This window comes from Actinacidiphila sp. bgisy160 (genome assembly GCF_965342435.1).
Lineage (GTDB): Bacteria > Actinomycetota > Actinomycetes > Streptomycetales > Streptomycetaceae > Actinacidiphila.
The window spans coordinates 45026-71757 of sequence record NZ_CBDRCM010000012.1 but is presented as its reverse complement, the minus strand read 5'-3'; the positions used below and the strand labels follow the sequence as shown (position 1 = coordinate 71757).

Sequence of the window (26732 nt, the reverse complement as noted above, 5' to 3'; positions counted from 1 at the left end):
AGGCACCGCCAGGTCGTCCGTGGCGTTCCTCGTCGAGCGCCGGGCATCTCGGTCACCAGCAGGGCGTCGCCCGTGTCGCCCTCGACGAGCAGGACGCGGTGGTGCGGGGCGGGGCCGGGCGACGCGGGCGGTGTCGTCACGACCGGGGCTCCCCCGCCTCCGCCTCGGTGGCCGCGGCGGTGGAGGCGGTCTCCGGCTCGGGCTGCCGAGCGGGAAGGGTGAACGTCATGCGGGTACCGGGGCCGTACTCCGGGTCGATGGCGATGGCGCCGCCGTGGAACTCGACGATCTTCTTGCACATGGCCAGCCCGATCCCGTTGCCCGGATAGGCGTCCTTGGTGTGCAGCCGCTGGAAGATCACGAAGACCTTCTCGGCGAACTCGGGGTCGATGCCGATGCCGTTGTCCGTGACGGAGAACCGCCACAGGTCCCCGTCCCGCCGGGCCGCGACATGGATCCGCGGCGCCCGCTCGGGGCGGCGGAACTTCACCGCGTTGGAGATCAGGTTCTGCCAGAGCATGCCCAGTTGCGTGGCGTCGCCGACGACGGTGGGCAGCGGGTCGCGGGTGATCTCCGCCCCGGACTCCTCCAGCGCGACGCTGAGCGCCTCCTCCGTCGCGTCGGCGATCCGCTCGAGGTCGACGGTGCTCTGCTGGTTGTGGACCCGGCCCACCCGGGAGAAGGCCAGCAGGTCGTTGATGAGGGTCTGCATGCGGTTCGCGCCGTCGACGGCGAAGGCGATGTACTGGTCGGCCCGCTCGTCCAGTTGGTCCCCGTAGCGGCGCTGCAGGAGCTGGGTGAAGCTCGACACCTTCCGCAGCGGCTCCTGCAGGTCGTGCGAGGCGACATAGGCGAACTGCTCCAGCTCGGCGTTGGAGCGCCTCAGCTCGGCGGACTGCTCGGCGAGGAGCTCGCGGGCCCGCTCGGCGAAGGAGAGCTCCTCCACAAGCCTGCGCCGCATGGCCTCCACGTCCCCGCCCAGCCGCCGCAGGTCGGCCGGGCCGGTGACGATGACGGGGTGGTCGAAGCGGCCCCGCGTCACCTGCCGCACCTCGGTGCCCAGCCGTTCCAGGGGGCGGGTGATACCGCGGCGCAGGCCCTCGAAGACGAGCACGGCCAGCAGCACGATGACGGCGGCGATGGCGGTGAACACCCTGTTGCGCAGCCGCACGGCCGCGTCGAGCTCGGTGCCCGCGGTGACGCGGGCCTGCCGCAGGTGCTCCTGCTGGACGCCGAGGGCGTCGCGGACCCGGTCGAAGGAGGCCCTGCCCTCGTCGGCCCGCTCGGTGGCGATCGGCACCGGCTCCCCCGGGGTGGCGGAGGCGGCGGCGACCGGCCGCGCGATCAGCTGCTGCCAGGCGGCGGCCGCCCGCAGCACGGCGTCGAGGTCGGCGGCGGCCCGGGAGTCGCCCCGGACGAGGGGACGCAACCGGCCGAGGGCGGTCCGCTCGTCCGCCGTCCCCTGGGTGTACGGGTCGAGGAACTCCCGCCGGCCGCTGAGTCCGTAGCCCCGGACGCCGGTCTCCTGGTTCACCAGCGCGGCCTCCAGCCGGACGGAGTCGACCAGGGCCGGGGAGCGGACGTCGACCAGCTGGGCGGTCAGGGACGAGCTGCGGTCCAGCGCCCATATGCCGAGCGCGCCGAGCGCGGTGAGCACCGCGAGAGCGAGGCTCACGCCGACCAGGAGCCACCGGCGGGTGGTCCACGCCGAGAACGGGCCCTGGCCGCGGACGTCCTCGGGCACGCGCGCCGCCTCCGGCCCGCCGGCCGCCTGCACGATCGTCTCGCCCGTTGCCACGCCGTACGCCCTCCGCTTCACTCTCACTCGCCGCCGCCGGATGCCCGAGGGCGGAACCACTGTATCGGCCGTACGACAACACTTGTTGTCCTACGATTCGGCAGGACCTAAGGTGGTGGCCATGCCTGGCACCCACTTCGCTCCGCGCCTGCCGGAGGACGAACTCGCCGCACTGGCGACCGGCGCGGTCGACGACCTCGCCCGGCGCCTGGCCCGTCGGGCCCTCCGCCCGCTCACCGTCCCCGGGACCACCGACGCCGGTACCGAAGCGCGCGGGCAGGCCCTGGCGTACCTGCACATGCTCAATCTCCTCCAGCAGGCGGTCGAGGACCTGGAGAACCGCGCGGCCGAGCAGGCGGCCGCCGCAGGTGCCGGATACCCGCAGATCGGCCGCGCCTGCAACATCAGCCGACAGGGCGCCCGCCGCCGCTGGCCCGGCCTGGTGACCGGCGACACCCCCCACCGTGCCCCGCGGCGCACCGACCGGACCCGGAGTCAATGACGATGATCGCCCCCGCCCGCCCCTACGACGTGCTGCTGGTCGAGGACGACCCCGCGGACGCGATGCTCATCGGGGACGCCCTCGCCGAGCGCGGTGCCCGCAACCTCACCCAGGTCGAGGACGGCCTCGCGGCCCTGGAGCACCTGCGCGACCCGGCCCACCGGCACCCCGACCTGATCGTCCTCGACCTCAACATGCCGCGGATGAACGGGCACGAGCTGCTGGCGATCCTCAAGAACGACGAGGAGCTGCGCGCGATCCCGGTGGTCGTCCTCACCACCTCCGCGGCACCCGACGACGTTACCGGCGCCTACCGGCAGCACGCCAACGCGTACGTGACCAAGCCCGTCAACCTGGACGACTTCGAGCGGGCCGTGCGCAGCATCGACGCCTTCTACCTGGACACCGTCACCAAGCTCCCCCGCCAGTGAACGCGGCCGGGAGCCGATGAGCGTCAGCCGCGGAAAAGGGGGTAGACGGACGGCTGGCCGCGCCTGAGCGCGGCCGGCCGGGAAGCAGTACGAAAGGCACCACCATGGAACAGAGGCTGGACGGCCGCCCCGCCCACCCGGCCGACTGGCCGTGCATCCATGCCGGATTCGCACACGAGGGCGATTCCGCGGCGATCTCCGCGGCGCGGCGCTTCACCACCGGTTTCCTCGCCCGTGTCCAGGGCGAGCACGGCGTCCCGGTGCCGGTCGCGACGGTCGAGACCGCGCAGCTCGTCGTGAGCGAGCTGGTCACCAACACCTGCAAGTACGCCCCCGGCCCCGGCCTGCTCGACCTCGAGGTGGTCGCCGGCACGGCGACGCTGCTGGTGTCCGTGTGGGACACCAGCAGCACCCTCCCGCTGGCCCGTGCCGCGGAGCCGGGGCGGATCGGCCAGCACGGTCTGGAGATCATCCTCGCGCTGTGCGAGGGCTACGACGTGCAGCGGCAACCGGTGGGCAAGCGCATCACGGTCCGCATCTCCCTGGAGCCCCGCGCCCGCTGAGGGCGGCACGCCCTGCCCCGACGGCGATCGGGTGAACCCCGGGCCCTGCCGGGTTCACCGGCGGGCGGGCATGGAAGGTGCCTCACGCGCCGGTCCGCCGCCTCCGGCGCCCCGCCCGGCCACCGGAACACAGGACCGTCCAGGAGCAGCACCATGACCAGGATCGCCGTCATCCTCGGCAGCACACGCCCCGGGCGCCTCGGCGAGGCCGTCGCGCAGTGGGTGTACGAGAACGCCGCCCTCCGCGGCGACGCCGAGTACGAACTGGTCGACGTCGCCGACTACGACCTCCCGCTGCTCGACGAACCGTTGCCGCCGTCACTGAGCCGCTACAGCCGGCCGCACACCTTCGCGTGGGCGGAGAAGATCGCGTCCTTCGACGGCTACGTCTTCGTGACTGCCGAGTACAACCACTCGATCCCGGGGGCGCTCAAGAACGCCATCGACTACCTCTTCGCCGAGTGGCACAACAAGGCGGCCGGGTTCGTCGCCTACGGCAGCGTGGGCGGCTCCCGCGCGGTGGAGCACCTGCGGCTGGTGATGGCCGAGTTGCGGGTGGCCACCGTACGCGCGCAGGTGGCGCTCTCCCTCTTCCGGGACTTCGCCGGCATGAGCCGCTTCGAGCCCGGTCCCCACCGGGCGGGCGAACTGGGCGTCGTCCTTGACGAGGTCCTGGCCTGGAGCGGGGCCCTGGCACCGCTGCGCCGCGCGCAGCCCTGACCGGCCCCGGACCCCTCGTACCGCACGGCCCTCGCTAGGGTCGGGCCGTGGACGGACTTCAGGGGGGCGGCGCGCCCGCGTGCGAGCGGTGTGGTGGAACGGTGGCCCCGGACGGCCGCTGCTGGGACTGCGGCCTCGCCCAGCCGGCCTTCCGGTCGCGTGTGGAGGTCACCGCGGGCGGCGCGGCGGGCGTCAGCGACCGGGGGAAGCGACGTGAGGTGAACGCCGACGCGATGGCCCTGACCACCGCCGGCGCGTGGACGATCGGCGTGGTGTGCGACGGGGTGTCCATGTCGCCCCGGTCCGAGCGGGCCGCCCGGCTCGCGGCCGAGGTCGCCTCGGACGCGCTGGCGTCGGCGTTGCGGTCCGGCACCGTGCCGGAGGTGGCGCTCGAGGACGCCACCCGGCGCGCGGGACGCGCCGTCGCCGCGCTCGCCGTCTCCCCGGGCGAGGCGCCGGCCTGCACCTTCGTCGCGGGCGTCACCGGTCCGGAGGGCCTGTGGTGCGCCTGGATCGGTGACAGCCGCGCGTACTGGCTGCCGGACGAGGGCCTGGCCCTCGCGCTGACCGAGGACGACACCGGCGAACTGGACGCCCTGACCGGCTGGCTGGGCGCCGGCAGCGGCGAGCCCGCGCCACGGGTGCGCAGCCGCCGGCCCACCGTCCCCGGCCGCCTGCTGCTGTGCACCGACGGGCTGTGGCGGTACCTCCCCGGCGTGGAGGCACTGCGGGACCGCTCGGCCGCAGCGCCCGCCTCCGCAGGCGGCGGCCCGCTGGAGAGCGCGCGCTCGCTCGTCGGGTACGCGCTGGACTCCGGCGGCCATGACAACGTCACGGCGCTGTTCCTGCCCGTCCCCGCCGACGTCCCGCCACGGGCGGGGTCAGCGGGAGAGGTGTAAGCAGGAGGTATGCGTCTCGCACCACGCACACGCACGTACTGGTCCGCCAAGCGGAACCCCGCCCTGATAGCGGTCCCGGTGCTGCTGATCGTGGCGATCGTCATCAGCGACCTGGTGATCCCCACGGAGGGCCACCTGGGACCCCTCCTGGTGGTGGCACCGGCGCTCACCGCGTCGTTCGGCGGGCTCCGGCTCACCGCCCTCATCGGAGGGCTGGCGGTGGCAGCGGTGACCGTGGTGTCGGTGGCCGACGGGACCATCACCGCGTCGTACCGCCAGAGCGAGATCATCGCGCTCGTCCTCGTGTCGGCCTTCACCGTGCTCTTCTGCCGGCTGCGCGAACGGCACCAGGCCGAGTTGCAGCAGGTACGCTCCGTGGCGGAGGCGGCACAGCAGGTCGTCCTGCAGCCCTTGCCGAAACGCATCGGCCCGCTGCTGATCGCCTTCGACTACCAGGCCGCCGAGGACCAGGCCCGGATCGGCGGCGACCTGTACGCGGCCGTGCGCATTCCCGGCGGCACCCGGCTGCTGGTCGGGGACGTCCGCGGCAAGGGCCTGCCCGCGATCGGCGACGCCTCACTGCTGCTCGGCGCGTTCCGCAGCGTCGCCTACCGCGCCCCACCGCTGCCCGCGATGTACGCGCACCTGGAGGCCACGGTGTGCTGGAAGGAGGCGCAGGCCGGCGGTGACCGCCTGCAGGAGGACACGCCGATCGAGTCGTTCATCACCGCGATCCTGGTGGATTTCCCCGACGACCGTCCCGAGATCCGCATCCTCAACTGCGGCCATCCGCCACCCCTGCGGCTGGCCGCAGACGGCCTCGCGGCGCTCGACCCGAGCCAGCCGGCCCCGCCCATCGGCCTGGGGCTGCTGCAGCCCTCTCACCCGGGCGTGGACACCTTCCCCTTCGCGCCCGGCGACGTGCTGTTGCTGTACACCGACGGCGTCACCGAGGCCCGTGACGCCTCCGGCCGCTTCTACCCGCTCGCCGAGCGGGTCGCGTCGTGGCCGGTCCATGAGACCCCGGAGCACCTGGTGCGGCACGTGCGCGAGGACCTCCTTGCCTACTGCGGCGGACGGCTCGGCGACGACGCCGCCTTGATCACCGTACGGCGGGAGCCGGTGGGCCTCGGGCTGTCGCACGAACCGCGGGTGGTCGGCGGGCCGTCGGCGCTGTCCGGCGGGCCAAAACCCGGTCCTTCCACGAGGCTGCCGCCCTTCAGTCCCGAGCGGGAATGACGCGACCCCGCGCCCCGTCGCCCCCGTCCGGGTTCCGCCGGCGCGGCGCTGATCTACGCTGGGCCCGCCCACCTCCCGGCGGCCCCGCCGCATCGTGCCCAGGGGCCCGCCCGACCGGAAGGACGGTCCATGAACGAGCAGCATCCGATCGGCTGGGACGAGGCCGACTGGCTCAATGCCCCGCAGCGGGCCGAGACGGACGGGTCGGGGTTGCTGGTCACCACCCGCGACCGCAGCGACTTCTGGCGCACCACCGGTTACGGATTCGTCCGCGACGACGGGCACGCCCTGCTCACCGCCTTCCCGGCGGACACCTCGATGGAGGTGACCTTCCGCGCGGACTTCGACACCCTGTACGACCAGGCCGGGCTCATGATCCGCGTCGACGCGGAGAACTGGCTCAAGGCCGGTATCGAGATGTCCGACGGCGTGCCGCACCTCGGCGCGGTCGTCACCCGCGGGGTGTCCGACTGGTCGCTCGCGCCGGTGCCCGACTGGGCCGGCCACTCGGTCACCGTGCGTGCCAGCCGTTCCGGCGACGCCGTCACGATCCGCGCCCGTCGCGACGACGGCCCCTGGCGGCTGGTCCGGCTGGCGCCGCTCGCGCCGGACTCCGTCGCCAGCGCGGGGCCGTTCTGCTGCTCCCCGGAACGCGCGGGACTGCGTGTGATGTTCACCGGCCTCACGCGGGGCGCGGCCGACTCCGCGCTGCACGAAGAGCCGCAGCACTCCGGCACCGAGGGGCACTGAGGACCGGTGAGGGCACGATGGGGTTCGTGGGTGAGACCCGGCGGGTGCTGAGCGGGGGGGGAGCCCGTCGGGGACCTCACGATCGAGGAGGCCGGTTTCCCGTGGCTGTCGGGGCGGTTCACCCCCGCCCCGGCGTTCGCCCGGGTGCGGCCGCTGTTCGCGCGGGAACTCGTCCTGATGCAGGCCGCGATGACCGCGCCGAACGAGGATGACGAGCCCTGGGCGGCGTGGGAGGCGGCGTACGACGAGGTACGGCGCGCGGTCTCGCTGTCCTCGCCCACGGGGCCCGTCCCCGAGTTCCTCCTGCACATCGAGGGCGACCAGGCCTGGTTCCGGTGGGGTGACGAGCCTTCGACGACGACTCGCCGAGCGACTGACTCCCGCGCCCACGACTTCCCTGCCCCTGAGCCTGGTAGTGGCACTACCAGGCTCACTGCTTGACGTCACGCCCTGTGGGTCGGAGCGTGGGGACGTGGACAAATAGTGGCAAAGGCAACATTTCGAACATCACTCTTCGAACGTCACCCCCTGAGGGCCGCACGCACGACCCGCAGCTCGGGTGGGGCAGCGCCGCTCGCAACCGTCCGGCGCAGTGGCCTTTGAACCCGGTCCACACCCAGGAATCGACCTGGTTGGGAGAGTTGTCATGCGTATTTCCAAGTGGCCCCTCGCCGCAGTGGCAGGCCTCGCGCTCGCCCTTGGGGGTGCGGCCACATCGGCCGTCGCGGCACCGACGAGCTCACCGGCCTCAGCGGTCAGCTATGCCGAGCACGGCGGCGGTGGCGGGGGCCACGGCGGCGGCCATGGCGGCGGCGGCTACGGCGGCTACGGCGGATACGGCGGCTGGGGCGGCTACGGCGACTGGGGCGGCGGCCACGGCGGCGGCCACGGCGGCGGCTACGGCGACGGCGGCTACGGCGGCGGCTACGGCGGCGGCGGCCACGGCGGCGGCTACGGCGGCGGCGGCGGTGGCGGCGGCCACGGCGGCGGCGGTGGCGGCCACGGCGGCGGCGGTGGCGGCGGGCGGTAACACGCTCACCGGGGAACTGGTCCCCGACCGGTCCCCGGCACCCGCCGAACATCTGGCGACCGGCCACGGCAGGTCCCAGACCAGCGTCGGCGGTCGCGCACCTCATGAAGCGGAAGCAGCGCCCAAGGGATACCGGTGGGCGCGGCTTCCGCTCCTGACGTTCTCGCGCCCCCGGCACGACCCCGCGCCGCGATCGTCCTGGACGACGCCGACCTCCCGCGGACGGTGCGGGGACTGTTCGCCTCGCTCGGCGACAACGGGAGGATGTGCGCCGCGCGGACCCGCGTCCTCGCTCCGCGCCGCCGGTACGAGGAGGTCGTAGCGGCCGTCGCGGACGCCGTCGGGTCCCTGAGGGTGGGCGACCCGGCCGAGCCGGACACCTCGATCGGGCCGATGGCGGGCCACGCGCGGCAGCAGCGGTTGATGTCGTACATCGAACTCGGCATAGATGAGGGCGCCCGCCTGGTGACCGGCGGTCCCCGCGCCCCCGCCGGCCCGGAGGAGGGCTATTACGTGGCCCCGACGGTACTCGCGGACGTCGACCACCGCATGCGCATCGCCCAGGACGAGATCTCCGGCCCGGTACTCCGAGTCATCGCCCACGACGGCGACGACGACGCCGTACGGATGGCCAACGACTCGGAGTACCGGCTGTCCGGCGGCGTGTGGTCCGCCGACCCCGAACGCGCCGTCGCGCGCAGGCTGCGTACGGGCGCCGCCGTGCCCGTCAACGGGGCCGCGACGGGCCTCGACGGGACGGAGGGCCCCGACGCGTACGTCGTGCACCGGACGATCACCCGGCCCCGCTGACCGTACGACGGACCACCGGTTCACGGCACGACACAGCCGAGGAAGCCGCGCAGGTACCCGGCGACGGCGTCCAGGTGCTCTCCAGGGCGAAGTGCCCGGTACCGGGCAGGTGCACCTCGGCCTCGGGCAGGTCGCCGAGGAAGGGCCGATCCCCGGCCGGGGCGTAGAACTCGTCATGGGCGCCCCACACGTCGCGGGGTCCGGCCTCGCGGTGGAAGACCTCCCGTTCCGCGACGGCGGCGGTGAGGTGGCGGACCGGGACCATCGCTGACCTCCTGGGGGCACGATTTTCCTGTCGCATGCCATGCCGGGCACGGGGATCACGTCAGGCGCGGATTCACGCGGTTGCCGGGGTGCCGTCGGCGTGGCGGTGCCGCGCAGGTGTGCGCGAAGACGCCTCCCCGTGCCCGGTCCCAGCCCCCGCGCACGGTCGCCGATTCGGTCCCCCGGTCCGCGCGGCACCGCACCGGGGCGGGGTGGAGTGAGTAGCGGTACTCATGCCGGTGGGCCGCCCGGGCGGGACGATGGGAGCGACGAACCCCCGGGAGAAGGAGGTCGGTGACGGGCATGGGGAGATTCCTGGGCACGGTGCTGGCGTTGGCGGTGACCGCGGGGGCGCTGGCACTGGTCTACGCGGTGGGCGCGCCGCTGCCGGCGGTCCTGGGCGCGGGCGCCGGGGTGCTGTGCCTGCTGTGGCTGCTCGTCCTGCTCACGGTGCCGTGGAACGTCTACTTCCGGGCGCACGCGGTGCTGGCCGAGATCGCCGTGAGCCGGGAGAAGGGCCTGGTCATCCCGCGGGCACGGGACGACGAGGCCGCGCGGATCGCCCGGACGATGCTGCGGGTCGCGCTGGCGGGCCATCTGCTCACGGCGGCCGGGGTGGTGGCGGTGACGGTGGCGACCGGTCGTATCGCGGGATACGGGATCGCCGCGTTCTTCCTGCTGAGCACGGTCTTCCGCCCGGCGGGCGCGTGGTTCGGACAGCTGAGGAGGCGGCTGGGCACCCTGCTGATGGACGTCGCCTACCCGCGGGACGACGTCCTGGGGCTGAAGAAGCGCGTCGAGCGCACGGACAGCGGCATCACGGTCCTGGAGGAGAAGGCCGAGGAGCAGTACCGGGCCCTGGCGGAGCTGCGGCGCACGGTGGACGCGCTGGGGGCGTCGGTGTACGAGCGGGCCGAGGACGCCGACCGCCGGATCACCGCGCTGGCACGGGAGTTCGAGGCCACGGTCGACCGGCTCACGGACAACGAGGAGATCATCACGGGCCTCAAGGCCTTCCTCCGGCTGCTGCGGGCGGGCGATGCCGCCCCCGGCCGTGCCGCGGCGGACGCCTGACCGAAGCCCGGCGGCCACCCCGTACGGCCGGGTTGCCGCCCGGCGTCCGGGCTCACCCGGCCGGCGCGTCCGGGCCCGCCGCCACGGCGCTGAAGCCGGTGAGCTTGGCCGGGTTGAGCACCCACAAGAGCTGGTCGATGCCCTGCTCGGAGGCGCTGATGGACAGCAGGGCCATGGGCACGCCCGCGTGGGTGACGAGCGCCGCGGTCTGCCCGTTCGCCTCGACCCACGCCACATCCGTGTCGGGCCAGAAGCGCGGGGCGAAGGCGGTGATGACCTTCGCCACCTTGGTGCTGCCGGCCACGGGGATCTTGGCCGCGTTGCGCAAGGCGCCGCCGCTGTCGCCGTAGTTCACCACGTCCGTGGCGAGCAGCTTCTCCAGGCCGGACAGGTCGCCCGCCCTGGCCGCCGCCACGAAGGCCTCGAGGAGCCGGCGGTGCTCCGCCGTGCTCACCTGCTCGCGGCGCCCGGCGGCGATGTGCTTGCGGGCCCGGCTGACCAGCTGGCGGGAGTTCGCCTCGCTCAGGTCCAGCACGGTGGCGATCTCGTGGTACGGGTAGTCGAACGCCTCGCGCAGCACGTACGCCGCCCGCTCGGTGGGGGTGAGCCGCTCCAGCAGGAACAGGACCGCGAGCTCCACCGCCTCTGCGCGTTCGGCGCCGAGCGCGGGGTCGGCGCTCGTGTCGACCGGTTCGGGGAGCCAGGGTCCGACGTAGCCCTCGCGCCGCACTCGGGCGGACTGCGTGACGTTGATCGCCAGCCGGGTCGTCGCGGTGGTCAGGAATGCGGTCGGATTCTCCACGGCGTCGCGATCCGTGGCCTGCCATCTGAGCCAGACGTCCTGGACGATGTCCTCGGCTTCCGCAGCGCTGCCGAGCATGCGGTAGGCGATCCCGAACAATCGTGGGCGCAGGGCCGTGAACACCGCCGCGGCCTCGTCGAGCGCGCCGTCGTGTTCCGCGTCCCCTGGCTGCATCGTCGCGTTTTCCTCCACCGTCACATCCGCCCGACTGCCCCTTCCAGCCTACACAGACGGCGTTTTCCCGCGGGTCGGGGGCGCTCCGGCCGGGCCCGGTCCACGCGGTTCTCCGCGCCGTTCAGGCGCGCCGTCTCCGGTCGGCCGGCATTTCCCGCGCCGCGCGTGAATTGGCGCGGCAGGGCGCCGGACGGGCGTTCCCGCGGGGCGGGGGGAATTACGGTCGCATTCCGCTACCGGCGGCAGGGCGCACGACCCCCCAGTCAATGACCGGGCAGCGGCTCCGTTTGTGACAGCGGGATTCCTCCGGCGATCCCGGCCGGTTCCGCGCGGACCGCTCACAGATCTTCACGGGAGTTCGCACACGCGTTCCAAAAGTGCCGTGGAGCAGGGTAACGTTACGTTTCGCAGCGAGATCCGCACAGGGAGGGACGGGGCATGGAGCCCACCAGGACGACAGTGCGCCGTGGGCGCCCCCAGGGCTCGGACAACCCCGGGCCCGACGGACTGACCAACCGTCAGTCCCGCATCGTCGAGGCGATCCTGAGTTCCGTGGAGAACCGCGGCTTCCCGCCGTCGATGCGCGAGATCGGCGAGGCGGTCGGGCTGGCCAGCACGTCCTCGGTCGCCCACCAACTGGCGGTGCTGCAGCGCAAGGGCGTGCTCGAGCAGGATCCGCACCGGCCCCGCGCCTACCGCGTGCGCTGCTCCTGGCCCTCCCAGCAGGACTCCGGGCCGGACGCGGAGCCGGTCAGCGCCTCCCCGTCCGCGCGCGTGCCCGTGATCGGCCGGATCGCGGCCGGCACGCCGATCCTCGCCGAGGAGCAGGTCGACGAGGTCTTCGTGCTGCCCCGGCAGATCGTCGGAGCGGGCGAGCTGTTCGCCCTCAAGGTCGTCGGCGACTCCATGACGGGTGTGGCCATCTGCGACGGCGACTGGGTCACGGTGCGCAGCCAGGACGCGGCCGACCACGGCGACATCGTGGCCGCGATGATCGACGGCGAGGCGACCGTCAAGCGGCTCAAGCACGAGGGCGACCGGGTCTGGCTCATGCCGCACAACCCCGCCTACGACCCGATCCCCGGCGAGGAGGCGGTCATCCTCGGCAAGGTGGTCGCCGTGCTCCGGCGCCTGTAGGGACCGGGCGCCACCGTCCCGCTCAGTCCGCCGTCCCGGGCAGCACCGACCGGATCCCGCCCAGCAGATGGGCCCGGAACGACGCGTCGTGGTAGGCCTGCGCGGAGTGCCCCAGCGCCGTGTAGAAGACGGGCCCTCCGCCGTACTCGTGGCACCAGACCAGCGGGTGGTCCGCACCCATCGAACCGCCCGTGTACGAGGACTCGTCGGCGCAGGCCAGGACCCGCACCCCGGGACGGGGCTGCGGTCGAAGGCGTACCACTCGTCGGTGACCTGCCACGCCGCGCCCAGGTGCGCGGTGGCCGGATGGGCGGGGTCCTCGACCAGGACCGTACCCGCCTGCAGAGGCGGATGCCCCGCGAAGCGCGCGCCCAGCAGCTCCCCGTAGTAGCGCCAGTCGTACTCCGTGCAGGCGGCGGCGTGCACGCCCATGAACCCGGCGCCGTCCGCGTGGTGTGCCGCGAGGGCGGCCCGGCCCGCGTCCCGCAGCACCTCCCCGCTGGTGGAGAGGAACACCACAGCGTCGTAGGGACGCAGCCCGGCCCCCTCGAAGTCCTCCGGCCGTTCGGTGGCGTCCACCCGGAAGCCGTGCGCGGCCCCCAGCTCGGTAAGGGCCCTGACGCCGTCCGGGATCGAGTCGTGCCGGTAGGCGGTGGTGCGGGTGTAGACGAGCACACGGGGGTCGCGGCGGGACAATCGGCTCTCCCAGGACGGTGACGGCGGCGGCGGACGGCGCCCACCAGTCTCCCCGGCGCCGCCCGGACGTCAACGGCGGCCCGGGGACAGCTCCGGTCAGTGCCCGATGCTGTCGATCAGCTCACGGGCACCCTGCCGCAGCAGGGCCACGGCGACCGACGTCCCGAGGGTGGCGGGGTCCAGGGGTCCGGCCCATTCGTGGGCGTCCAGGACGGTCTTGCCGTCCGGGGAGAAGACCCGGGCGCGGAGCGAGAGGCGGCCGTCGCGTTCGGCGTGGGCGTAGCCGGCGATGGGGCTGTTGCAGTGGCCCTGCAGGACGTGCAGGAACATCCGCTCGGCCGTGGTCTCCCGGTGGGCGTCCGGGTCGCCGAGGTCGCTCACGACGTCGATCGTCTCGGTGTCGCCCTCCCGGCACTGCAGGGCGAGGACGCCCGCGCCGATCGGCGGGATCATCGTCTCGACCGGCAGCACCTCGCTGATCACGTCGGTCCTGCCGATGCGCTCGAGCCCCGACATGGCCAGGAGCAGCGCGTCCGCGTCGCCCGCCGCGAGCTTCTCCAGGCGGCGGTTGGCGTTGCCGCGCATGGGGACGCAGGTGAGGTGCGGGTACGACGCCATGATCTGCGCGATCCGGCGCACCGAGGAGGTGCCGATGCGCGTGCCGGGCGGGAGCCGGTCGAGGGAGAGGCCACCGGGGTGCACCAGGGCGTCGCGGATGTCGTCCCGCTTGAGGAAGGCGGCGAAGACCGTCCCTGCGGGCAGCGGCCGGTCGGCGGGGACGTCCTTCACACAGTGGACGGCCAGGTCGGCCCGGCCCTCCAGCAGCGCGGCGTCGACCTCCTTGGTGAAGGCGCCCTTGCCGCCCAACCGGGCCAGGTCGCCCATCCAGCGGTCACCGGAGGTGGTGACGGGCACGACCTCCGTCCGGATTCCCGGGTGGAGCGCCGCCAACTCAGCGCGGACGCGCTCGACCTGGGCCAGTGCCATCGGGGAGGAGCGGGAGACGATGCGGATCAGCTCGGGGACTGCCATGCGCCCACGGTACGGCGTCCGGCCGGCGTCCCGTGCAACAGCCCCAACCCCACGCGCGGGAGCGGCGGCGCGGCTAACGTGTCCCGCGGCGCCCACCGGTCGGGCGCCGGCGCGGGGACGTGCCGCCACAGGAACGGGCGACGGGGTAAGCGCACCATGACGCAGGAACGGCCCTCGCCCACCGCGGTGTCCCCCGAACCGGCGACGCCCGCCGCCATCACCGCGGTGCCCGTGCGCCGCTTCCCGGCGCCTCCACTGCGGCACCGCCGTCCGCTGTACGTCCTGGCCGTGCTCGCGCTCCTGGCGCAGATGGCGTTCGCCATGGTCACGACGGCCGTCCAGCAGACGCCCACCATCGACGAGCCGGTGTACGTGGGCACCGCGACGGTCTATCTGCGCGAGCACAGCCTGCGCTTCAACCCCGAGCACCCGCCGCTCGGCAAGCTGGTCATCGCCAGTGGTCTGGTGTTCGCCCACCCACGCCTCGACCCTGACTTCGAGGGTGACCAGACGGAACTCGGCCGCAGCGTGCTGTACGAGTCGGGCAACGACCCCTGGCGCCTGATGCCGGCGGCCCGGCTGCCCGTGATCGCGCTGACGCTGCTGTTCGGGCTGGTGGTGCTCGCGTTCGCGCGCGATCTCACCGGGCCCGCCGGGGGGTTGCTCGCGCTCGCCCTGTACGCGTTCTCCCCGGACGTCATCGCGCACGGCTCGCTCGCCACCCTGGACGTCCCGGCGGCCGGTTTCCTGCTGACCTCGGTGTGGGCCCTGTGGCGGGCCCGGAAACGTCCCCGGAGGTATCTGCCGCTCGCCGGTGCGGCGCTGGGCGCGGCGGTCGCCACGCGGATGAGTACGCTCCCAGCGGTGCCGGTCCTGCTGCTCCTGGCCGCGCTGTCGGTGTGGCACGGGGGTGGGCGGGGTGCACAGCGGCCCGGTACCGCCCGGTCGCTGCGGCGTGCCGCGGTCGCGGCGGGCGGGGTCGGGCTCGTCGCCGTCGCGGTGGTGTGGGCGGCCTACCTCGTCGTCGACCCGCGGCTGCGCTGGACGGCGCCTGACACCCTGCCGGCCCTGCACGGCCTGCGGGGGCTGGTCGTGGACGCGCTGCCGCTCCCCCGGGCGTACCGCGACGGGATGGCGGTCCAGTTCGGCTTCGAGAACGCGACCTTCGACGGCTTTCTCTTCGGCCGGCACTACCACGGGGCGCTCTGGTACTACCTGCCCGCCGCGGTGCTGGTGAAGACCCCGCTGGGCACGCTGGCCCTGTGGCTCGCCAGCACCGCGGCCCTGCTCGCCCTCCCCCGGCTGCGCGCGGCCGCCCCGTACCTGCTCGTCCCCGCGGCCGTGCTGACGGCCGCCGCCATGACCGGCTCGCGGGACTTCGGGGTCCGCTACGTGGTCTTCCTGCCGATGTTCGGGGCGGTCGCGGCGGCCTGCGTCGCCGCTCTGCGCAGGCGGTGGGCGGACGTGGGAGCGGCGGCGCTCGTCGCCTTCGTCGCCGTCAGTTCACTGCGGACCTTCCCGTACTACCTGCAGTACTCCAACGAGGCCTTCGGCGGCACGTCGAAGACCCATCTGCGCCTGCACGACTCCAACGTCGACTGGGGCCAGGACCTGGGCCGCCTCGCCGACCGGCTCCGCGAACGCTACCCCGGCGAGCGGGTCTGGCTGGTCTACAAGGGCAGCGGCGTGCCCGCCCACTACGGCATCCGCTCCGCCGACCCGCGCAAGGTCCCCGCGGACCGGGTCCACGGGCTGCTGGTGGTGTCGGACTCGTCGGTCGCCAAGGCGGAGGGCCGGCTGGCGGAGCTCATCGCCGGCAGCGAGCCGATCGACGAGGTGGGGCACTCCATCACGATCTACCGTCGCGGCTGACGCCCGCGCCGCCCCGTCGGAGGGGCGGCGCCGGGCCCGGCGATGGACAGGGCTTGCCGGTGTGGTCGGTCACGACAGGATCTCGACGTACCCGTCGGTTCCGTGCACACGGATCCGCTGCCCGTCCCGGATCAGCCCGGTGGCCCGCTCCACGCCCACGACGGCCGGCAATCCGTACTCCCGCGCGATCACCGCGCCATGGGTCATCAGGCCGCCCACCTCCGTCACCAGGCCCGCGATTCCGACGAACAGCGGCGACCAGCTGGGGTCGGTGAAGGGCGTGACCAGAATGTCGCCCGCTTCGAGATCCGCCTCCGCCATGTCAAGGACGACGCGGGCCCTTCCCTCCACGGTCCCGGCGGACACCGGTACGCCGATCAGCGCGCCGGCCAGTACGCCGTCGCGCCGGTACGCCCCGGTCAAGGCCTCGCCATCCGATGTGAGCACCCGGGGCGGTGTCAGCGCGTGATACGTCCGGAATGCGTCCTTGCGCTCCTGGATGAGCCGGCCGTCCACCCGGTGCGAGCGCACGACGTCGTGGAGTTCGCGGAACGTGAGGTAGAAGATGTCCTCCTTGTCGGGAAGCACGCCGGCCTGCACGAGGCGCCCGGCCTCCTCCAGCAGGGCCTGCTTGTAGACGAAGTAGCGGCTGACGATGCCGTACTTCGGGTACTCGCGGTACCCGATGAAGGCTCTGACCCGGTCGATCATCCGCTTGGCCTCGCCGGCCTTCCGGTCCCCGTCCGGCAGGGCCCGCAGGCGTGACAGCACGTCCCGTTCCTTCTGCCGCGCCTTCTGCCGCCCCTGCTCGAAGCGCCGCTCGGCGGCGCCCGGCCCGAAGTTCCTGACGTTGTCGAGGATCACGGGCACGAGCGTCGTGGGGCGCTCGCGCCAGCGTGGCCTCGTGATGTCGATCTCGCCGACGCAGCGCATGCCGTACCGGTCGAGGTAGGCCTCGATGGCGTCGCGCGCCTCGGTCCCGCCCGGCAGCTTCGCCAGTTCGTCCAGGAAGCCCTCGTCCTCGCCGACGCCCTGCAGGAACGCCACCACCTCCGGCCGCGGACGGATCACGTCCGCGACGTCGAGCAGCGCCAGCCCCATCTCCGACGTGACGTTGCCGGGGGCGGACAGCGTGAGCGTGTCGGCAGCGTTCTTCTCGCCCAGCCACTCCTCCAGCTTGTCGTTGAGCCACCACGTGGCCTGCATCCCCGCCGTGATGGCCTGGATGTTCAGCGGATCACCGAGGACCCGTTTGTGCTCCTCGAAGGCCTCCAGCAGGAAGTCGAACAGCGCCGGTCCGGTCTTCGTCCGGATGTCGCGCTCCAGGGCGGCGACGGACGCCCGGCTGCGCTCGACCAGCTCGGTGACGATGGCCGGATCGGTCGCGAGCGGAGCGGGCGGGCCGCCCGCCGGCGGCCCGCCGGGACCCGCGTCCGGGAGCGACGGGACGAAATCCCCGCGGTCGAGGACGGTCTCCAGGGCGTTCCTGATCAGCGGATCCCCCTTCCCCATGGCGTCCAGGAGGGCGGCGCGGCTCGCGGGCGAGGCCAGGCGCCGGGTGACATCGACGAACAGCCTCCCGCCTGCCTCGTGCATCGGCACCATGGCCGTCAGTTGCCACATGGAGAAGCCCAGGGGCTTCAAGGGGTCGGTCATCATCTGACCGTGACCGACGGAGACGTAGACGTGGTTCTCCTGGTCACCGCTCTCGGGGACGGGGAACAGCGTTGTGACCGGCCGGCTCTGAAGGATCCGGAAGTCGTCGCCGACCAGGCACCATTCGATGTCCTGCGGGCGGCCGAAGTGCGCTTCGATCCGCCGTCCCAGCCCCACGAGCCGCACGACCTGCGCATCGGTCAGCGCCGGCTGGCGCTGCCGCTGCGCGTCGATGGCCACTTCCCGCGTCCCGCCGCCCGGCAGGGCGTGAACGGTCCGCTTCTTGGCCGCGATCGACTTGGTGACGATTTCGCCGTGGCGCACCGTGAAGACGTCCGGGTTCACCAGGCCGGAGACCAGGGCCTCGCCGAGGCCGAAGCCGGCGTCCACGGTGGCGGTCTTCCGGTTGCCCGTGACGGGGTCGGCCGTGAACAGGATGCCGGCCGCGTGCGGGAAGGCCATCTGCTGCACGACCACGGCCATGTGGACCGTACGGTGATCGATGCCGTTCCGCCGCCGGTAGGTGACGGCCCGCTCGCTGAACAGCGAGGCCCAGCACCGGCTGACGTGCCGGAGGATCGCCGCCGTACCGACGACGTTCAGGTACGTGTCCTGCTGCCCGGCGAAGGACGCCGTCGGCAGGTCCTCCGCCGTCGCGCTGGAGCGGACGGCGTAGGCGGCCCGCTCGCCGAACCGGCCGAGCGCGCGGGTGATCGCCGCCGCGAGATCGTCCGGGATGGCGATCCCCTCGACGGTCCGGCGAATCCGCGCGCTGAGCGTGCGGATCGCCTCCCGGTCGTCCGGGTCCAGGCGCGACAACTCATCGAGCCGGTCGCCGATCGACGGCGCTTGCGCCATGATCCGCCGGAAGGCGTCCGTCGTCACACAGAAGCCGGCCGGTACGCGGACGCCCTCGATCCGCGACAGCGCGCCCAGGTGCGCTCCCTTGCCGCCGACGACCGGCCCCCGCGTCTCGTCGACCTCCTGGAGATCCAGCACGTACGGCCCGGTCATCGCGACACCTCCGGGGCAGCCGTGCTCCCTCGCACCGCGGCGGCGGATCGGATCGCCGGCGCCGCCGGCCCGGCCGGGCCTCCTGTCGAGCCTGGTTCGGAGTCACCGCTTCCCCCGCACACCGACAACAACACACGCACGTCATACCCTCGTTTCCGCAGGTTGTGGCATCGGCCGACGATTGTGCGCCGTGACCCGGGCCTTGCCGCAAGCCCCCTGGTGCGCTATAGCTTGGTAGTGGCAGGGAGAGCGATCTCCCTGCCTTTGTCGTGTCACCCGGCCGGCGTGAGCACCAGGGGCGGCGAGGGCGGCCCGGGGTCGGCTTCGTGCCGGGGATGTCGAAGACCACGAACCGGTCGCCCGAGGTGCGGGGCTCGCGGGACCGCCGGGGAAGAGTCTCGCGGTAGTGCGCGACGAGCCGCTCCTCCGCCGAGAAGGCGAGCGCCGTGCCGAACAGCCCACCGTCCGGGCCGCGTCGTGCCTGGGCGGCGCCCCGCTCGGGCAAGCGTCACGGGAGGGGGCCGGGGCACGGTGCACCTGCCATGGCCGTCGGCCTCGGCCAGCGCGCCCCCGGGGAGCGGCTGCCCGCCGCCGGGGAGATCGCCACGGCGCTGGACGTCGGGGAGGTCACCGCGCGCAGGAACGGCTCGTCGCCGACGACGTACTGAGCCACGTCATGCGCGGACCGGACCCGGAGGAGGCGGTGCTGCAGCGGCAGCAGCGGTGGGCGTGGGCCGCCGGACCGGCCTCAGCCCATGGACTCGTGGACGAAGCACCAGCGCCAGTTCTCGCCGGGCTGGTACGAGCGGATCACGGGGTGACCGGTGGCCTCGTAGTGCCCGGTGGCGTGCCGGCCCGGCGAGCTGTCGCAGCATCCGATGTGGCCGCAGGTCAGGCACAGCCGCAGATGGACCCAGTCGTGGTGCCCGGCGGCCAGGCAGTCCGCGCAGCCGTCGACCGGGGGCGTGGCCGTGACGTCGGCCGGGGCGTGTTCGAGCTCGGGACATGCTGCTGGTGTCACGCGGGGCCCCCTGCGTCGTCTGCGGATCACTGCGGTGGAGGCCCAGGCTACGTCAGCCCCGCGCTCGGCGCGGCCGGGCCCGCGGCTCAGTCGAGGAGTTCGCCCTCCAGGAGGCCCATGGTGAACATGTCGTACCACCGGCCGTCGCGCCGGAAGACCTGCCGCAGCCGCCCCTCCTCGACGAAGCCGACCTTCCGGTAGACGTGGTGGGCCGCCTCGTTCTCGGTCACGACGGTGAGCGAGATCTTGTGCAGGCGCATCTTCTCGAAGCCTTGACATCCTCGCCGCCCTGAGGGACGGCGATTCCCGCCTACCGCGCCGTTGAAGGCTGCGGTGCCGATTGGGTTCCTGCTTCGCCGCGCGGTGCCGGGACGAGTCCCGGTCTTACCCGCGCTCCACAGGCTGACACGGCCAGTCCGGCCGCCTTGGCAACGTTGACCGCCGCGTTGATGTCCCGGTCCAGGACGGCCCCGCATGCCCCGCAGGTCCACACACGGACGCGCAGGGGCTTGGGGCCGTCCTTGACGCCGCACTGCGAGCACACCTGAGATGTGGGCTCGAAGCGGCCGATCCGGACGAAGGTGCGCCCGTACCGGGCGGCCTTGTACTCCAGCATGCTCACGAACGCCGACCATCCGGCGTCGTGCACGGACTTGGCCAGGCGTGTACGCGCGAGTCCTTTCACCGCCAGGTCCTCCACGGCGACCGCTTGGTTCTCGCGGATCAGCTTCGTGGACAGCTGGTGATGGAACTCCCGGCGCGCGTCCGCGACCCGGGCGTGTGCCCGTGCGACGCCGACCCTGGCCTTGTCCCTGTTCTTGCTGCCCTGCTCCTTGCGCGCAAGGGCGCGCTGCGCCTTCTTCAGGCGCTTCTCTGCCCGGCGCAGGAAGCGCGGGCTGTCGACCTTCGTGCCGTCCGAGAGGACCGCGAAGTGCCCGAGGCCGAGGTCGATGCCCAGCTCGGGCGTTGTCTGCGGCCATGGTTTCCCGGGGCCGGTCTCCACGACGAAGCTCGCAAAGTACCGGCCCGCCGAGTCCTTGACCACCGTCACGGTGGCTGGTGTCGACGGCAGCGTCCGCGACCACTTCACCTTGACGTCGCCGATCTTCGGCAGGCGCAGCTTCCCGCCGGTCGTGATCGACCAGCGAGCGTTCGCGGTGAAGCGTACGGCCTGCCGGGTGTCCTTGCGTGACTTGTACCGGGGCGCACCCATGCGCGGGCGCTTGCCTTTCAGCCCGTCGAAGAAGTTCTTGTACGCGGTGTCCAGATCCCGAAGGGACTGCTGGAGGACGACCGCCGACACCTCGCCGAGCCAGGCCCGTTGCGGGGTGTTCTTCGCCTCGGTGATCAGCGCCTTGGACAGGTCGCCGGTCTTGGGGAACGGCAGCCCCTGACTGTGGGCGGTCTCCCGAGCGCGGAGCGCGTCGTTGTAGACCACCCGCGCGCACCCGAACGCCCTCGCCAACGCCATGCGCTGACCCGCGCTCGGGTACAGGCGGAAGCTGTACCGAAGCTGCACACGGACCACGATACGCAGTTGGTTTATGCGTATCGATGAGAACATTCGTACAGGTCGTCACCGCATCTTCCGCATGCATGCCCACGTGGTTTTCGTGACGAAGTACCGGCACTCCGTCTTCGACGACCGGCACCTGACGCGGTGCGAGGAGATCATGCGGGCCGTGTGCGAGGACTTCGAGGCCGAGCCGGCCGAGTTCAACGGCGAGGCCAACCACGTCCACCTCCTGGTCAACTTCCCGCCGAAGGTCGCCGTGTCCAGACTGGTGAACTCCCTCAAGGGCGTGTCCTCGCGCAGGCTCCGCCAGGAGTTCCCCGATATCGTCCGCCACTACTGGCGGGCACAACATCTGTGGTCCGGCTCGTACTTCGCCGGATCGGCCGGCGGTGCGCCGCTCAGCATCGTGAGGCAGTACATCGAGCAGCAGAACCGGCCGCTCTGACCCGGGCTGAGGCGAACAGCGCGGATCCGTGCACACAGCTGAGGCCAGAGCGGGCCAAAGATTCGCTTCACCACCGGGCTGAAGCCCGGTGCACTGCGAATAGACCCGGTAGCGGCACATCGTGCGCAGGGCGTCGGTGGCGTAGCCGCGGCCCCAGTACTCCTTCTCGCCCAGGTAGATGTCGAGTTCGGCGCAGCCGGTCTCGGGCTCGGCGTCGCGCAGCCGCACCAGGCCGATGAGCCGGCCGTCCTCCCGCGCCTCGATGCCGTAGAGCACGTCTGCGTAGGCGTTGCGGGGCCGCTCCTCCATGCGCTTCCTCACCTGCGCGAGGGGCTGGGCGTAGTCGTCGTCCATCCAGCGCATGACCTCGGGGTCGTGGTTCCAGCGCCACAGCGCCTCGGCGTCCGAGGGCTCCATCGGGCGCAGGTTCACCAGTCGTCCGGGCACCATGGGGCGGCCCCTCCTTCGGATCGGCATGATCGACGTCGCGGAACCCCGGCAAGGTTGGCACCGCCGCCGACGGCTCAACCGAATTGCCCGTCGCCGCGGGCGTTCAGCTCGCCTTGGCCCGGCCCTCGCCGTCCGCGGCGAGCACGCGCTCGACGTCGGCCCACGAGGCCCCGTGCTCGGCGAGGACGTCCGCGACCACTCCGGGGCCGATGGTGAGGGCGAGCAGGATGTGCTCGTCACCGATGTGGCGGTCGCCCCGCGCCACCGCGGCCCGCAGGGAGCGCTCCAGGACGCCCTTGGCCCCACGGGTGAACGGCCGTCGTCCCGCGGGCCGCCACCGCCGGGGTCCGCGGCCGGTGGCCAGGGCACCGTTGCCGTGGACATCCTCCACGCGGGCCACGATCTCGGCGACGTCGATGCCGAGACCCGCCAGCGCCTCGGCGTCGGCCCGTGAGACCCCGCCGCGCCGACGGGTCTGCGCCAGCGCCTCCTCCAGGGCCTCGCGGCGCCGGTCGACGCCCAGCGCGGCCAGCACGGAGGCGGCGCGGGTGCCCTCCCTGTCGAGCAGCGACAGCAACAGGTGGTCCTCGGTGATCGCCGGGGCCTGCGTCCGTCCGGCGTGCCCGACCGCGCCCTCGACGACCTCACGCGCGCTCTTGGTGAACCTCTCGAACATCCTCAATGCCTCCCGTACTTCTTGTGGACGGCCTGCCTGCTGACGCCGAGTTCGTGGGCGATCTCCTGCCACGACCACCCCTGCGCCCGCGCGCTCCTGACTTGTACGGTCTCCAGCTGCTCCAGCAGCCGCCGCAGCGCGGCGACGGCCCGCAGCCCGACCCTCGGGTCGCGGTCACCCGCCCGCTCGGCGAGATCGGTTGCCTCGGTCATGCCTGTCAATTTACGTTGACAGGCATCGAAGTGTCAACCCGAGTTGACAGACGGGAGGGCGGCGGCCTCAGGCATGACTTCGCGCGGCGGCGCGGCGCTGCCGCTTGCCCAGCGGCGCCAGGGAAAGATCCTCGGCCTGGGACCTGAGGTTCTTGTAGCCGTAGTCGCGCCCGTCCAGCCACGCCCTGGCCGCCTCCTCGGCGCGTTCGGTGGCGTCCAGGATGTCCTCCTCCGCCTCGCCGGAGTCCAGGAAGCGGAAGGTGAAGGCGGGACGCGCCGCGATGTCGTAGGTGAGGTGGCCCTCGGGGGTGAAGGCGGCGCGCAGGACGTCGTGCTCCGGTGCGCGGGCGAGGAGTTCGGCGCGCTGCTCGGCGGTGAGTCCGTCGAAGACGCCGCGGACGGTGACGCGGAAGGTGCGAGTGCTCATCCGCCGACCTTAAGCAGCGCCTTCCGTCCCGCTCCACCGCATTTCGCGGGGCGCGTGTCCGCGCGGTAGAAGCGGCCCGGCCGGTGGCCGGCGAGCCCGTGGACCCGTCTGGCCCCGCGCGGCTACAGGCCGGGGCCGAAATTGTCGATCATTGCATCAGGACGCACGGAACTGGTTCCCGACACCGCCGAGGAGTCGCGCCGATGACCACGTGGACGAAGGACGAACTGGACCGCATCGAGCACGCCGACGAGCTCGCCATCGCGCCGCGGCAAGACCCCGGCACTTTGGACCCGCCGACCACCATCCGGGTGGTCCGCGACGGCGCCGACCTGTACGTACGGGCCTACCGCGAGCGCGGCGGCGCCTGGTTCCGCGCCGCGCAGGCCCGGCACGAGGGCCGGATCAGCGCCGGCGGCGTCGAGCGCGACGTCACCTTCCTCGAGGTCGACGACCCGGACGTCAACGAGCGGCTCGACGTCGTCCATCGCGGCAAGCACGGCCGCCGCAGCGCGGAGTACGTCGAGTCCCTGGTGGCCGGGACCGCGCGCGCCGCCACGCTCAAGCTCGTGCCGCGCTGAGCGCCCGCGCAGCGGAACACGGACACGGGACAGACATGACGACCATGGTCATCGTCGGGGCGGGGCAGGGGCTCGGTGCCGCCGTGGCGCGCCAGTTCGGCCGCGACGGCTTCGACCTCGCCCTCGTCGCCCGCGACCAGGACCGGGTGGACACACTGGCGGCCGCCCTGGACAAGGACGGCGTGACCGCACAGGGGTTCGCGGCCGACGTCCGAGACCCGGCCGGCCTCGAAGCCGCGCTGGACGCCGCCGCGGCCGCGCTCGGGCCGATCGAGGTGCTGCAGTACAGTCCCGCGCCGCACGCGGACTTCATGAAACCCCTCCTGGAGACCTCGCCCGCCGACTTCACGGGACCGCTGGAGTTCTCCCTGTACGGCGCGGTCACGGCCGTCCTGGCGGTGCTGCCCGACATGCGCTTCCTGGGCCGCGGCACGATCCTCTTCGTCAACGGCGGCAGCGCGGTGCGGCCGCTGCCGGCCCGCGCGGGGACCTCCGTGGCGTACGCGGCCGAGAGCGCCTACGCCCGGATGCTGCACGAGACGCTGGCCACCGAGGACATCCACGTCGCGCAGCTGATCATCCCCGGGGTCATCACGCCCGGGCATCCCAGCAACGATCCCGCCACGCTGGCGGCGGCCCTGTGGGCGATGCATCAGGACCGGACGGGGTTCCGGCACTTCGCGGGCGTCCTGGAGGGCGAGGGCTGAGCACAGGGGCGTCGGCGCGGCGGCCGCGGGCGGGTGGGAGGACCGACCCGAACGGCCGCCCCGTCGGCGAGCCGACTTCGGGGGTGACGGTGCGTGAGGTAGACAACGAGCCCGGACACGGACGGTGTGTGTCCGCCGATCGCGCCGCGGCGCCGCCCCGAGGAGCCAGCCGTGACCCAGGAGTTCTCCGGATCCACCGCGCTGGTCACCGGGGCCACCGCCGGCATCGGACGGGGGGTCGCGCTGCGACTGGCGGCGCTGGGCGCCGAGGTCGTCGTCCACGGGCGGGACGCGGAACGGGGTGCGGAGGTCGTCGCGGAGGTGGGCGCCGCGGGAGGGCGGGCCCGGTTCGTCGCCGCCGACCTGTCCGATGCCGGTGACGTGCTGCGCCTGGCCGAGGCGGCGGGAGCGGTGGACGTGCTGGTCAACAATGCGGGCGTCTACCGGTTCGCGGGCGCCGCCGACTCCACGGCCGGGATGTTCGACCTGCACATGGCCGTCAACACCCGGGCGCCCATGCTGCTGGTCGGGGCCCTCGTGCCCGGCATGGCCGCGCGCGGCCGTGGGGCGGTCGTCAACCTGAGCACGCTGGCGGCGAGCGCCCCCGCGCGGGGGGCCGCCGTCTACGGAGCCTCCAAGGCGGCGCTGGAGATCATGACGCGCGTGTGGGCCGACGAGTTCGGGGCCCGCGGGGTGCGCGTGAACGCCGTGGCCTCCGGGCCGGTCCGCACTCCGGGAACCGTGGAGATGGGCGAGGACGTGCTCGCGGCTGTCGCCCGCAACACCGTCCTGGGCCGCGTCGCCGAGGTCGACGAGATCGTCGAGGCGATCGTCTTCCTGGCCTCGGACCGCGCGGGGTACGTCACCGGCGCCGTCCTCGACACGTACGGCGGTCGGCAGGCGATCGGCTGAGGGCGGGCCCCGCCCCGTCGCACCGGCCCCTGCCCCTGCCCCTGCCCTCCGGAACCGAAGGGACTCCCGTGAAGGTGCCGCCCCATCCGGGCCTCGACGGGGACACCGTCTACCTGGACCACAACGCCACCACGCCCGTCGACCCGAGGGTGATGGAGGCGCTGGTGCCCTGGCTCACCACCGGGTTCGGCAATCCCTCCAGCGGGCACGCGTGGGCCGACGGGCCGGCAGCGGCGCTCGCGCGGGCCCGCCGCCAGGTCGCGAGGCTCATCGGTGCGGCGGCCGAGGGAATCGTGTTCACCGGGTCGGGCTCGGAGGCGAACAACCTCGCGCTGCGAGGCGCGGTGCTGGCCGCGGGTGCCGACCGTCCGCAGGTGATCACCCAGGTCACCGAGCACCCGGCGGTGCTGGAGACCTGCCGCGCGCTGCGACGGCTGCACGGGACCCAGGTGACGTATCTGCCGGTGGACCGGGAGGGCCGCGTCGAGCCGGCCGCGCTGGCCGCTGCGCTCACCGGGCGCACCGTGCTGGTCTCCGTCATGGCCGCCAACAACGAGACCGGCACGCTGCAGCCCGTCGCGGAGCTCGCCCGGCTCGCCCGCTCGCGGGGCGCGCTGTTCCACTGCGACGCCGCCCAGGCCGCCGGGAAGGTCCCGCTGGACGCGGGCTCGCTGGGGGTGGACCTGCTGACAGTGGTGGGGCACAAGATGTACGCGCCGAAGGGGGTCGCCGCCCTGTACGTGCGCCCGGGGCTGCGCCTGGAGCCCCTGGTGTACGGGGGCGGCCAGGAGCACGGGCTGCGGGCCGGCACGGAGAACGTCGCCCTCGCGGTCGCCCTGGGGGCCGCCGCCGAGCTGGCCGCCGCGGAACTCGCCGACGGCGCCGACGGACGCGCCGAGGCGCTCCGCGACCGGCTGCACCGGGGCCTGACCCGTGCGTTGCCCGGCCGGGTCCACCTCAACGGGTCCGTCCGCCATCGCCTGCCCACCACGCTGAACGTCAGCATCGATGGTGTCCCGGGCCACGAGCTGCTCGCCGCGGTGCCGCGGATCGCGGCCTCCACCGGCTCGGCCTGCCACAGCGGCAGCCGCGCCGCGTCCCCCGTGCTACGGGCGATGGGCCTGAGCGACGACCGGGCCCTGACCGCCGTACGGCTGACGGTAGGGCGCTGGACCACCACCGGCGACATCGACCTGGCGGCACGGCTGCTCACCGCCGCCGTCACCGCCCTCCCCGCACGCGCCGGCTCCCCCACCTGAGACCCCCCACCACAGGACTTGCGAGCGGCCCACCGCCCGGTAGCGTCGGGAGGAGGTGGGACC

Annotated in this window: 28 protein-coding genes and 3 pseudogenes; 18 read left to right on the top strand and 13 right to left on the bottom strand. The window is 73.3% G+C overall.

The window, feature by feature from the left end:
- Positions 1-136: 136 nt before the first annotated feature.
- A complete protein-coding gene (locus ACRWNP_RS13110; RefSeq protein WP_431961406.1) occupies positions 137-1744 on the bottom strand; it encodes a sensor histidine kinase in 1608 nt (535 codons plus the stop codon).
- Positions 1745-1919: 175 nt separating this feature from the next.
- On the opposite strand from ACRWNP_RS13110, the gene ACRWNP_RS13105 reads away from it, so the two are divergent.
- From ACRWNP_RS13105 to ACRWNP_RS13065, 9 genes and pseudogenes are all read left to right on the top strand, one after another.
- Complete coding sequence (locus tag ACRWNP_RS13105) at positions 1920-2300, top strand: hypothetical protein (protein WP_431961308.1); 381 nt, start codon at positions 1920-1922, stop codon at positions 2298-2300.
- Between the two features lie 2 nt (positions 2301-2302).
- Complete coding sequence (locus ACRWNP_RS13100; RefSeq protein WP_431961404.1) at positions 2303-2731, top strand: response regulator; 429 nt, start codon at positions 2303-2305, stop codon at positions 2729-2731.
- Positions 2732-2835: 104 nt separating this feature from the next.
- On the top strand, positions 2836-3294 hold the full coding sequence (locus tag ACRWNP_RS13095) for an ATP-binding protein (protein ID WP_431961307.1): 459 nt from the start codon (positions 2836-2838) through the stop codon (positions 3292-3294).
- 153 nt (positions 3295-3447) lie between these two features.
- Entirely contained in the window at positions 3448-4014 is a 567-nt protein-coding gene (locus ACRWNP_RS13090; RefSeq protein ID WP_431961306.1) for an NADPH-dependent FMN reductase, read from the top strand.
- Positions 4015-4061: 47 nt separating this feature from the next.
- The gene (locus tag ACRWNP_RS13085; protein WP_431961305.1) at positions 4062-4913 is read left to right on the top strand and encodes a PP2C family protein-serine/threonine phosphatase; all 852 of its coding nucleotides are present in this window, start codon (positions 4062-4064) and stop codon (positions 4911-4913) included.
- A gap of 9 nt (positions 4914-4922) precedes the next feature.
- Complete coding sequence (locus ACRWNP_RS13080) at positions 4923-6152, top strand: PP2C family protein-serine/threonine phosphatase (RefSeq protein WP_431961304.1); 1230 nt, start codon at positions 4923-4925, stop codon at positions 6150-6152.
- 129 nt (positions 6153-6281) lie between these two features.
- Positions 6282-6902: a DUF1349 domain-containing protein gene (locus ACRWNP_RS13075; RefSeq protein ID WP_431961303.1), complete on the top strand. Its 621-nt coding sequence runs from the start codon at positions 6282-6284 to the stop codon at positions 6900-6902.
- A 646-nt stretch (positions 6903-7548) separates the two neighbouring features.
- The gene (locus ACRWNP_RS13070; RefSeq protein WP_431961302.1) at positions 7549-7932 is read left to right on the top strand and encodes a hypothetical protein; all 384 of its coding nucleotides are present in this window, start codon (positions 7549-7551) and stop codon (positions 7930-7932) included.
- 186 nt (positions 7933-8118) lie between these two features.
- A pseudogene (locus ACRWNP_RS13065) lies at positions 8119-8742 on the top strand (aldehyde dehydrogenase family protein); the annotation flags it as partial.
- Here the strand turns inward: ACRWNP_RS13065 and ACRWNP_RS13060 are convergent.
- Positions 8726-9007, bottom strand: coding sequence for a hypothetical protein (locus ACRWNP_RS13060; protein WP_431961301.1), 282 nt, complete (start codon positions 9005-9007; stop codon positions 8726-8728). The pseudogene ACRWNP_RS13065 and the gene ACRWNP_RS13060 sit on opposite strands and share 17 nt — an antisense overlap.
- Before the next feature lie 302 nt (positions 9008-9309).
- Here ACRWNP_RS13060 and ACRWNP_RS13055 point away from each other — a divergent pair, with 302 nt between their 5' ends.
- Entirely contained in the window at positions 9310-10080 is a 771-nt protein-coding gene (locus ACRWNP_RS13055) for a hypothetical protein (RefSeq protein ID WP_431961300.1), read from the top strand.
- Positions 10081-10132: 52 nt separating this feature from the next.
- On the opposite strand, the gene ACRWNP_RS13050 is transcribed toward ACRWNP_RS13055, so the two are convergent.
- Positions 10133-11056, bottom strand: coding sequence for an RNA polymerase sigma-70 factor (locus tag ACRWNP_RS13050; protein ID WP_431961299.1), 924 nt, complete (start codon positions 11054-11056; stop codon positions 10133-10135).
- Positions 11057-11494: 438 nt separating this feature from the next.
- On the opposite strand from ACRWNP_RS13050, the gene lexA reads away from it, so the two are divergent.
- On the top strand, positions 11495-12193 hold the full coding sequence (gene lexA / locus ACRWNP_RS13045) for a transcriptional repressor LexA (RefSeq protein WP_431961298.1): 699 nt from the start codon (positions 11495-11497) through the stop codon (positions 12191-12193).
- A gap of 22 nt (positions 12194-12215) precedes the next feature.
- On the opposite strand, the pseudogene ACRWNP_RS13040 reads toward lexA, so the two are convergent.
- Together ACRWNP_RS13040 and hemC are read right to left on the bottom strand one after the other, a co-directional pair.
- Positions 12216-12889: pseudogene (locus tag ACRWNP_RS13040) on the bottom strand (ThuA domain-containing protein).
- Between the two features lie 96 nt (positions 12890-12985).
- Entirely contained in the window at positions 12986-13921 is a 936-nt protein-coding gene (gene hemC, locus ACRWNP_RS13035) for a hydroxymethylbilane synthase (protein WP_431961297.1), read from the bottom strand.
- 156 nt (positions 13922-14077) lie between these two features.
- On the opposite strand from hemC, the gene ACRWNP_RS13030 reads away from it, so the two are divergent.
- On the top strand, positions 14078-15793 hold the full coding sequence (locus ACRWNP_RS13030; protein WP_431961296.1) for an ArnT family glycosyltransferase: 1716 nt from the start codon (positions 14078-14080) through the stop codon (positions 15791-15793).
- 69 nt (positions 15794-15862) lie between these two features.
- Here ACRWNP_RS13030 and rph read toward each other — a convergent pair whose 3' ends face one another.
- Entirely contained in the window at positions 15863-18463 is a 2601-nt protein-coding gene (gene rph, locus ACRWNP_RS13025; RefSeq protein WP_431961295.1) for a rifamycin-inactivating phosphotransferase, read from the bottom strand.
- A gap of 542 nt (positions 18464-19005) precedes the next feature.
- Here rph and ACRWNP_RS13020 point away from each other — a divergent pair.
- Entirely contained in the window at positions 19006-19131 is a 126-nt protein-coding gene (locus ACRWNP_RS13020; RefSeq protein ID WP_431961294.1) for a hypothetical protein, read from the top strand.
- An 80-nt stretch (positions 19132-19211) separates the two neighbouring features.
- On the opposite strand, the gene ACRWNP_RS13015 is transcribed toward ACRWNP_RS13020, so the two are convergent.
- The 3 genes from ACRWNP_RS13015 to ACRWNP_RS13005 all read right to left on the bottom strand — a co-directional run bounded on the left by ACRWNP_RS13015 (position 19212) and on the right by ACRWNP_RS13005 (position 21003).
- The gene (locus ACRWNP_RS13015) at positions 19212-19484 is read right to left on the bottom strand and encodes a UBP-type zinc finger domain-containing protein (RefSeq protein WP_431961293.1); all 273 of its coding nucleotides are present in this window, start codon (positions 19482-19484) and stop codon (positions 19212-19214) included.
- A gap of 86 nt (positions 19485-19570) precedes the next feature.
- Positions 19571-19744: a GNAT family N-acetyltransferase gene (locus ACRWNP_RS13010; RefSeq protein ID WP_431961410.1), complete on the bottom strand. Its 174-nt coding sequence runs from the start codon at positions 19742-19744 to the stop codon at positions 19571-19573.
- 50 nt (positions 19745-19794) lie between these two features.
- Positions 19795-21003 carry an RNA-guided endonuclease InsQ/TnpB family protein gene (locus tag ACRWNP_RS13005; RefSeq protein ID WP_431961292.1) on the bottom strand — a complete coding sequence of 403 codons (1209 nt, stop codon included), beginning with the start codon at positions 21001-21003 and terminating at the stop codon, positions 19795-19797.
- A gap of 25 nt (positions 21004-21028) precedes the next feature.
- Between ACRWNP_RS13005 and tnpA the strand changes: the two genes are divergently transcribed.
- Entirely contained in the window at positions 21029-21445 is a 417-nt protein-coding gene (gene tnpA, locus ACRWNP_RS13000) for an IS200/IS605 family transposase (protein ID WP_431961291.1), read from the top strand.
- A gap of 120 nt (positions 21446-21565) precedes the next feature.
- Here the strand turns inward: tnpA and ACRWNP_RS12995 are convergent.
- The 4 genes and pseudogenes from ACRWNP_RS12995 to ACRWNP_RS12980 all read right to left on the bottom strand — a co-directional run.
- Positions 21566-21862 (bottom strand): annotated as a pseudogene (locus tag ACRWNP_RS12995) (GNAT family N-acetyltransferase); the annotation flags it as partial.
- A 136-nt stretch (positions 21863-21998) separates the two neighbouring features.
- On the bottom strand, positions 21999-22571 hold the full coding sequence (locus ACRWNP_RS12990) for a Clp protease N-terminal domain-containing protein (RefSeq protein WP_431961289.1): 573 nt from the start codon (positions 22569-22571) through the stop codon (positions 21999-22001).
- A gap of 2 nt (positions 22572-22573) precedes the next feature.
- Positions 22574-22783, bottom strand: coding sequence for an HTH domain-containing protein (locus ACRWNP_RS12985; RefSeq protein ID WP_018557908.1), 210 nt, complete (start codon positions 22781-22783; stop codon positions 22574-22576).
- Positions 22784-22850: 67 nt separating this feature from the next.
- Entirely contained in the window at positions 22851-23210 is a 360-nt protein-coding gene (locus tag ACRWNP_RS12980) for a DUF6204 family protein (RefSeq protein WP_431961288.1), read from the bottom strand.
- 203 nt (positions 23211-23413) lie between these two features.
- On the opposite strand from ACRWNP_RS12980, the gene ACRWNP_RS12975 reads away from it, so the two are divergent.
- The 4 genes from ACRWNP_RS12975 to ACRWNP_RS12960 all read left to right on the top strand — a co-directional run bounded on the left by ACRWNP_RS12975 (position 23414) and on the right by ACRWNP_RS12960 (position 26669).
- The gene (locus ACRWNP_RS12975; RefSeq protein ID WP_431961287.1) at positions 23414-23791 is read left to right on the top strand and encodes a DUF2255 family protein; all 378 of its coding nucleotides are present in this window, start codon (positions 23414-23416) and stop codon (positions 23789-23791) included.
- Positions 23792-23826: 35 nt separating this feature from the next.
- Positions 23827-24498, top strand: a complete 672-nt coding sequence (locus ACRWNP_RS12970) for an SDR family NAD(P)-dependent oxidoreductase (RefSeq protein WP_431961286.1) — start codon at positions 23827-23829, stop codon at positions 24496-24498.
- Positions 24499-24669: 171 nt separating this feature from the next.
- Complete coding sequence (locus tag ACRWNP_RS12965) at positions 24670-25410, top strand: SDR family NAD(P)-dependent oxidoreductase (RefSeq protein WP_431961285.1); 741 nt, start codon at positions 24670-24672, stop codon at positions 25408-25410.
- 68 nt (positions 25411-25478) lie between these two features.
- Complete coding sequence (locus tag ACRWNP_RS12960; protein WP_431961284.1) at positions 25479-26669, top strand: cysteine desulfurase family protein; 1191 nt, start codon at positions 25479-25481, stop codon at positions 26667-26669.
- The last annotated feature ends 63 nt before the right edge of the window (positions 26670-26732 follow it).

Coding starts and splice junctions, on each gene's coding strand:
- ACRWNP_RS13105 (WP_431961308.1), top strand. CDS start 1,920: ATGCCTGGCACCCACTTCGCTCCGCGCCTGCCGGAGGACGAACTCGCC.
- ACRWNP_RS13100 (WP_431961404.1), top strand. CDS start 2,303: ATGATCGCCCCCGCCCGCCCCTACGACGTGCTGCTGGTCGAGGACGAC.
- ACRWNP_RS13095 (WP_431961307.1), top strand. CDS start 2,836: ATGGAACAGAGGCTGGACGGCCGCCCCGCCCACCCGGCCGACTGGCCG.
- ACRWNP_RS13090 (WP_431961306.1), top strand. CDS start 3,448: ATGACCAGGATCGCCGTCATCCTCGGCAGCACACGCCCCGGGCGCCTC.
- ACRWNP_RS13080 (WP_431961304.1), top strand. CDS start 4,923: ATGCGTCTCGCACCACGCACACGCACGTACTGGTCCGCCAAGCGGAAC.
- ACRWNP_RS13075 (WP_431961303.1), top strand. CDS start 6,282: ATGAACGAGCAGCATCCGATCGGCTGGGACGAGGCCGACTGGCTCAAT.
- ACRWNP_RS13070 (WP_431961302.1), top strand. CDS start 7,549: ATGCGTATTTCCAAGTGGCCCCTCGCCGCAGTGGCAGGCCTCGCGCTC.
- ACRWNP_RS13060 (WP_431961301.1), bottom strand. CDS start 9,007: ATGGTCCCGGTCCGCCACCTCACCGCCGCCGTCGCGGAACGGGAGGTC.
- ACRWNP_RS13055 (WP_431961300.1), top strand. CDS start 9,310: ATGGGGAGATTCCTGGGCACGGTGCTGGCGTTGGCGGTGACCGCGGGG.
- ACRWNP_RS13050 (WP_431961299.1), bottom strand. CDS start 11,056: ATGCAGCCAGGGGACGCGGAACACGACGGCGCGCTCGACGAGGCCGCG.
- lexA (WP_431961298.1), top strand. CDS start 11,495: ATGGAGCCCACCAGGACGACAGTGCGCCGTGGGCGCCCCCAGGGCTCG.
- hemC (WP_431961297.1), bottom strand. CDS start 13,921: ATGGCAGTCCCCGAGCTGATCCGCATCGTCTCCCGCTCCTCCCCGATG.
- ACRWNP_RS13030 (WP_431961296.1), top strand. CDS start 14,078: ATGACGCAGGAACGGCCCTCGCCCACCGCGGTGTCCCCCGAACCGGCG.
- rph (WP_431961295.1), bottom strand. CDS start 18,463: ATGACCGGGCCGTACGTGCTGGATCTCCAGGAGGTCGACGAGACGCGG.
- ACRWNP_RS13020 (WP_431961294.1), top strand. CDS start 19,006: ATGGCCGTCGGCCTCGGCCAGCGCGCCCCCGGGGAGCGGCTGCCCGCC.
- ACRWNP_RS13010 (WP_431961410.1), bottom strand. CDS start 19,744: ATGCGCCTGCACAAGATCTCGCTCACCGTCGTGACCGAGAACGAGGCG.
- tnpA (WP_431961291.1), top strand. CDS start 21,029: ATGCGTATCGATGAGAACATTCGTACAGGTCGTCACCGCATCTTCCGC.
- ACRWNP_RS12990 (WP_431961289.1), bottom strand. CDS start 22,571: ATGTTCGAGAGGTTCACCAAGAGCGCGCGTGAGGTCGTCGAGGGCGCG.
- ACRWNP_RS12985 (WP_018557908.1), bottom strand. CDS start 22,783: ATGACCGAGGCAACCGATCTCGCCGAGCGGGCGGGTGACCGCGACCCG.
- ACRWNP_RS12980 (WP_431961288.1), bottom strand. CDS start 23,210: ATGAGCACTCGCACCTTCCGCGTCACCGTCCGCGGCGTCTTCGACGGA.
- ACRWNP_RS12975 (WP_431961287.1), top strand. CDS start 23,414: ATGACCACGTGGACGAAGGACGAACTGGACCGCATCGAGCACGCCGAC.
- ACRWNP_RS12970 (WP_431961286.1), top strand. CDS start 23,827: ATGACGACCATGGTCATCGTCGGGGCGGGGCAGGGGCTCGGTGCCGCC.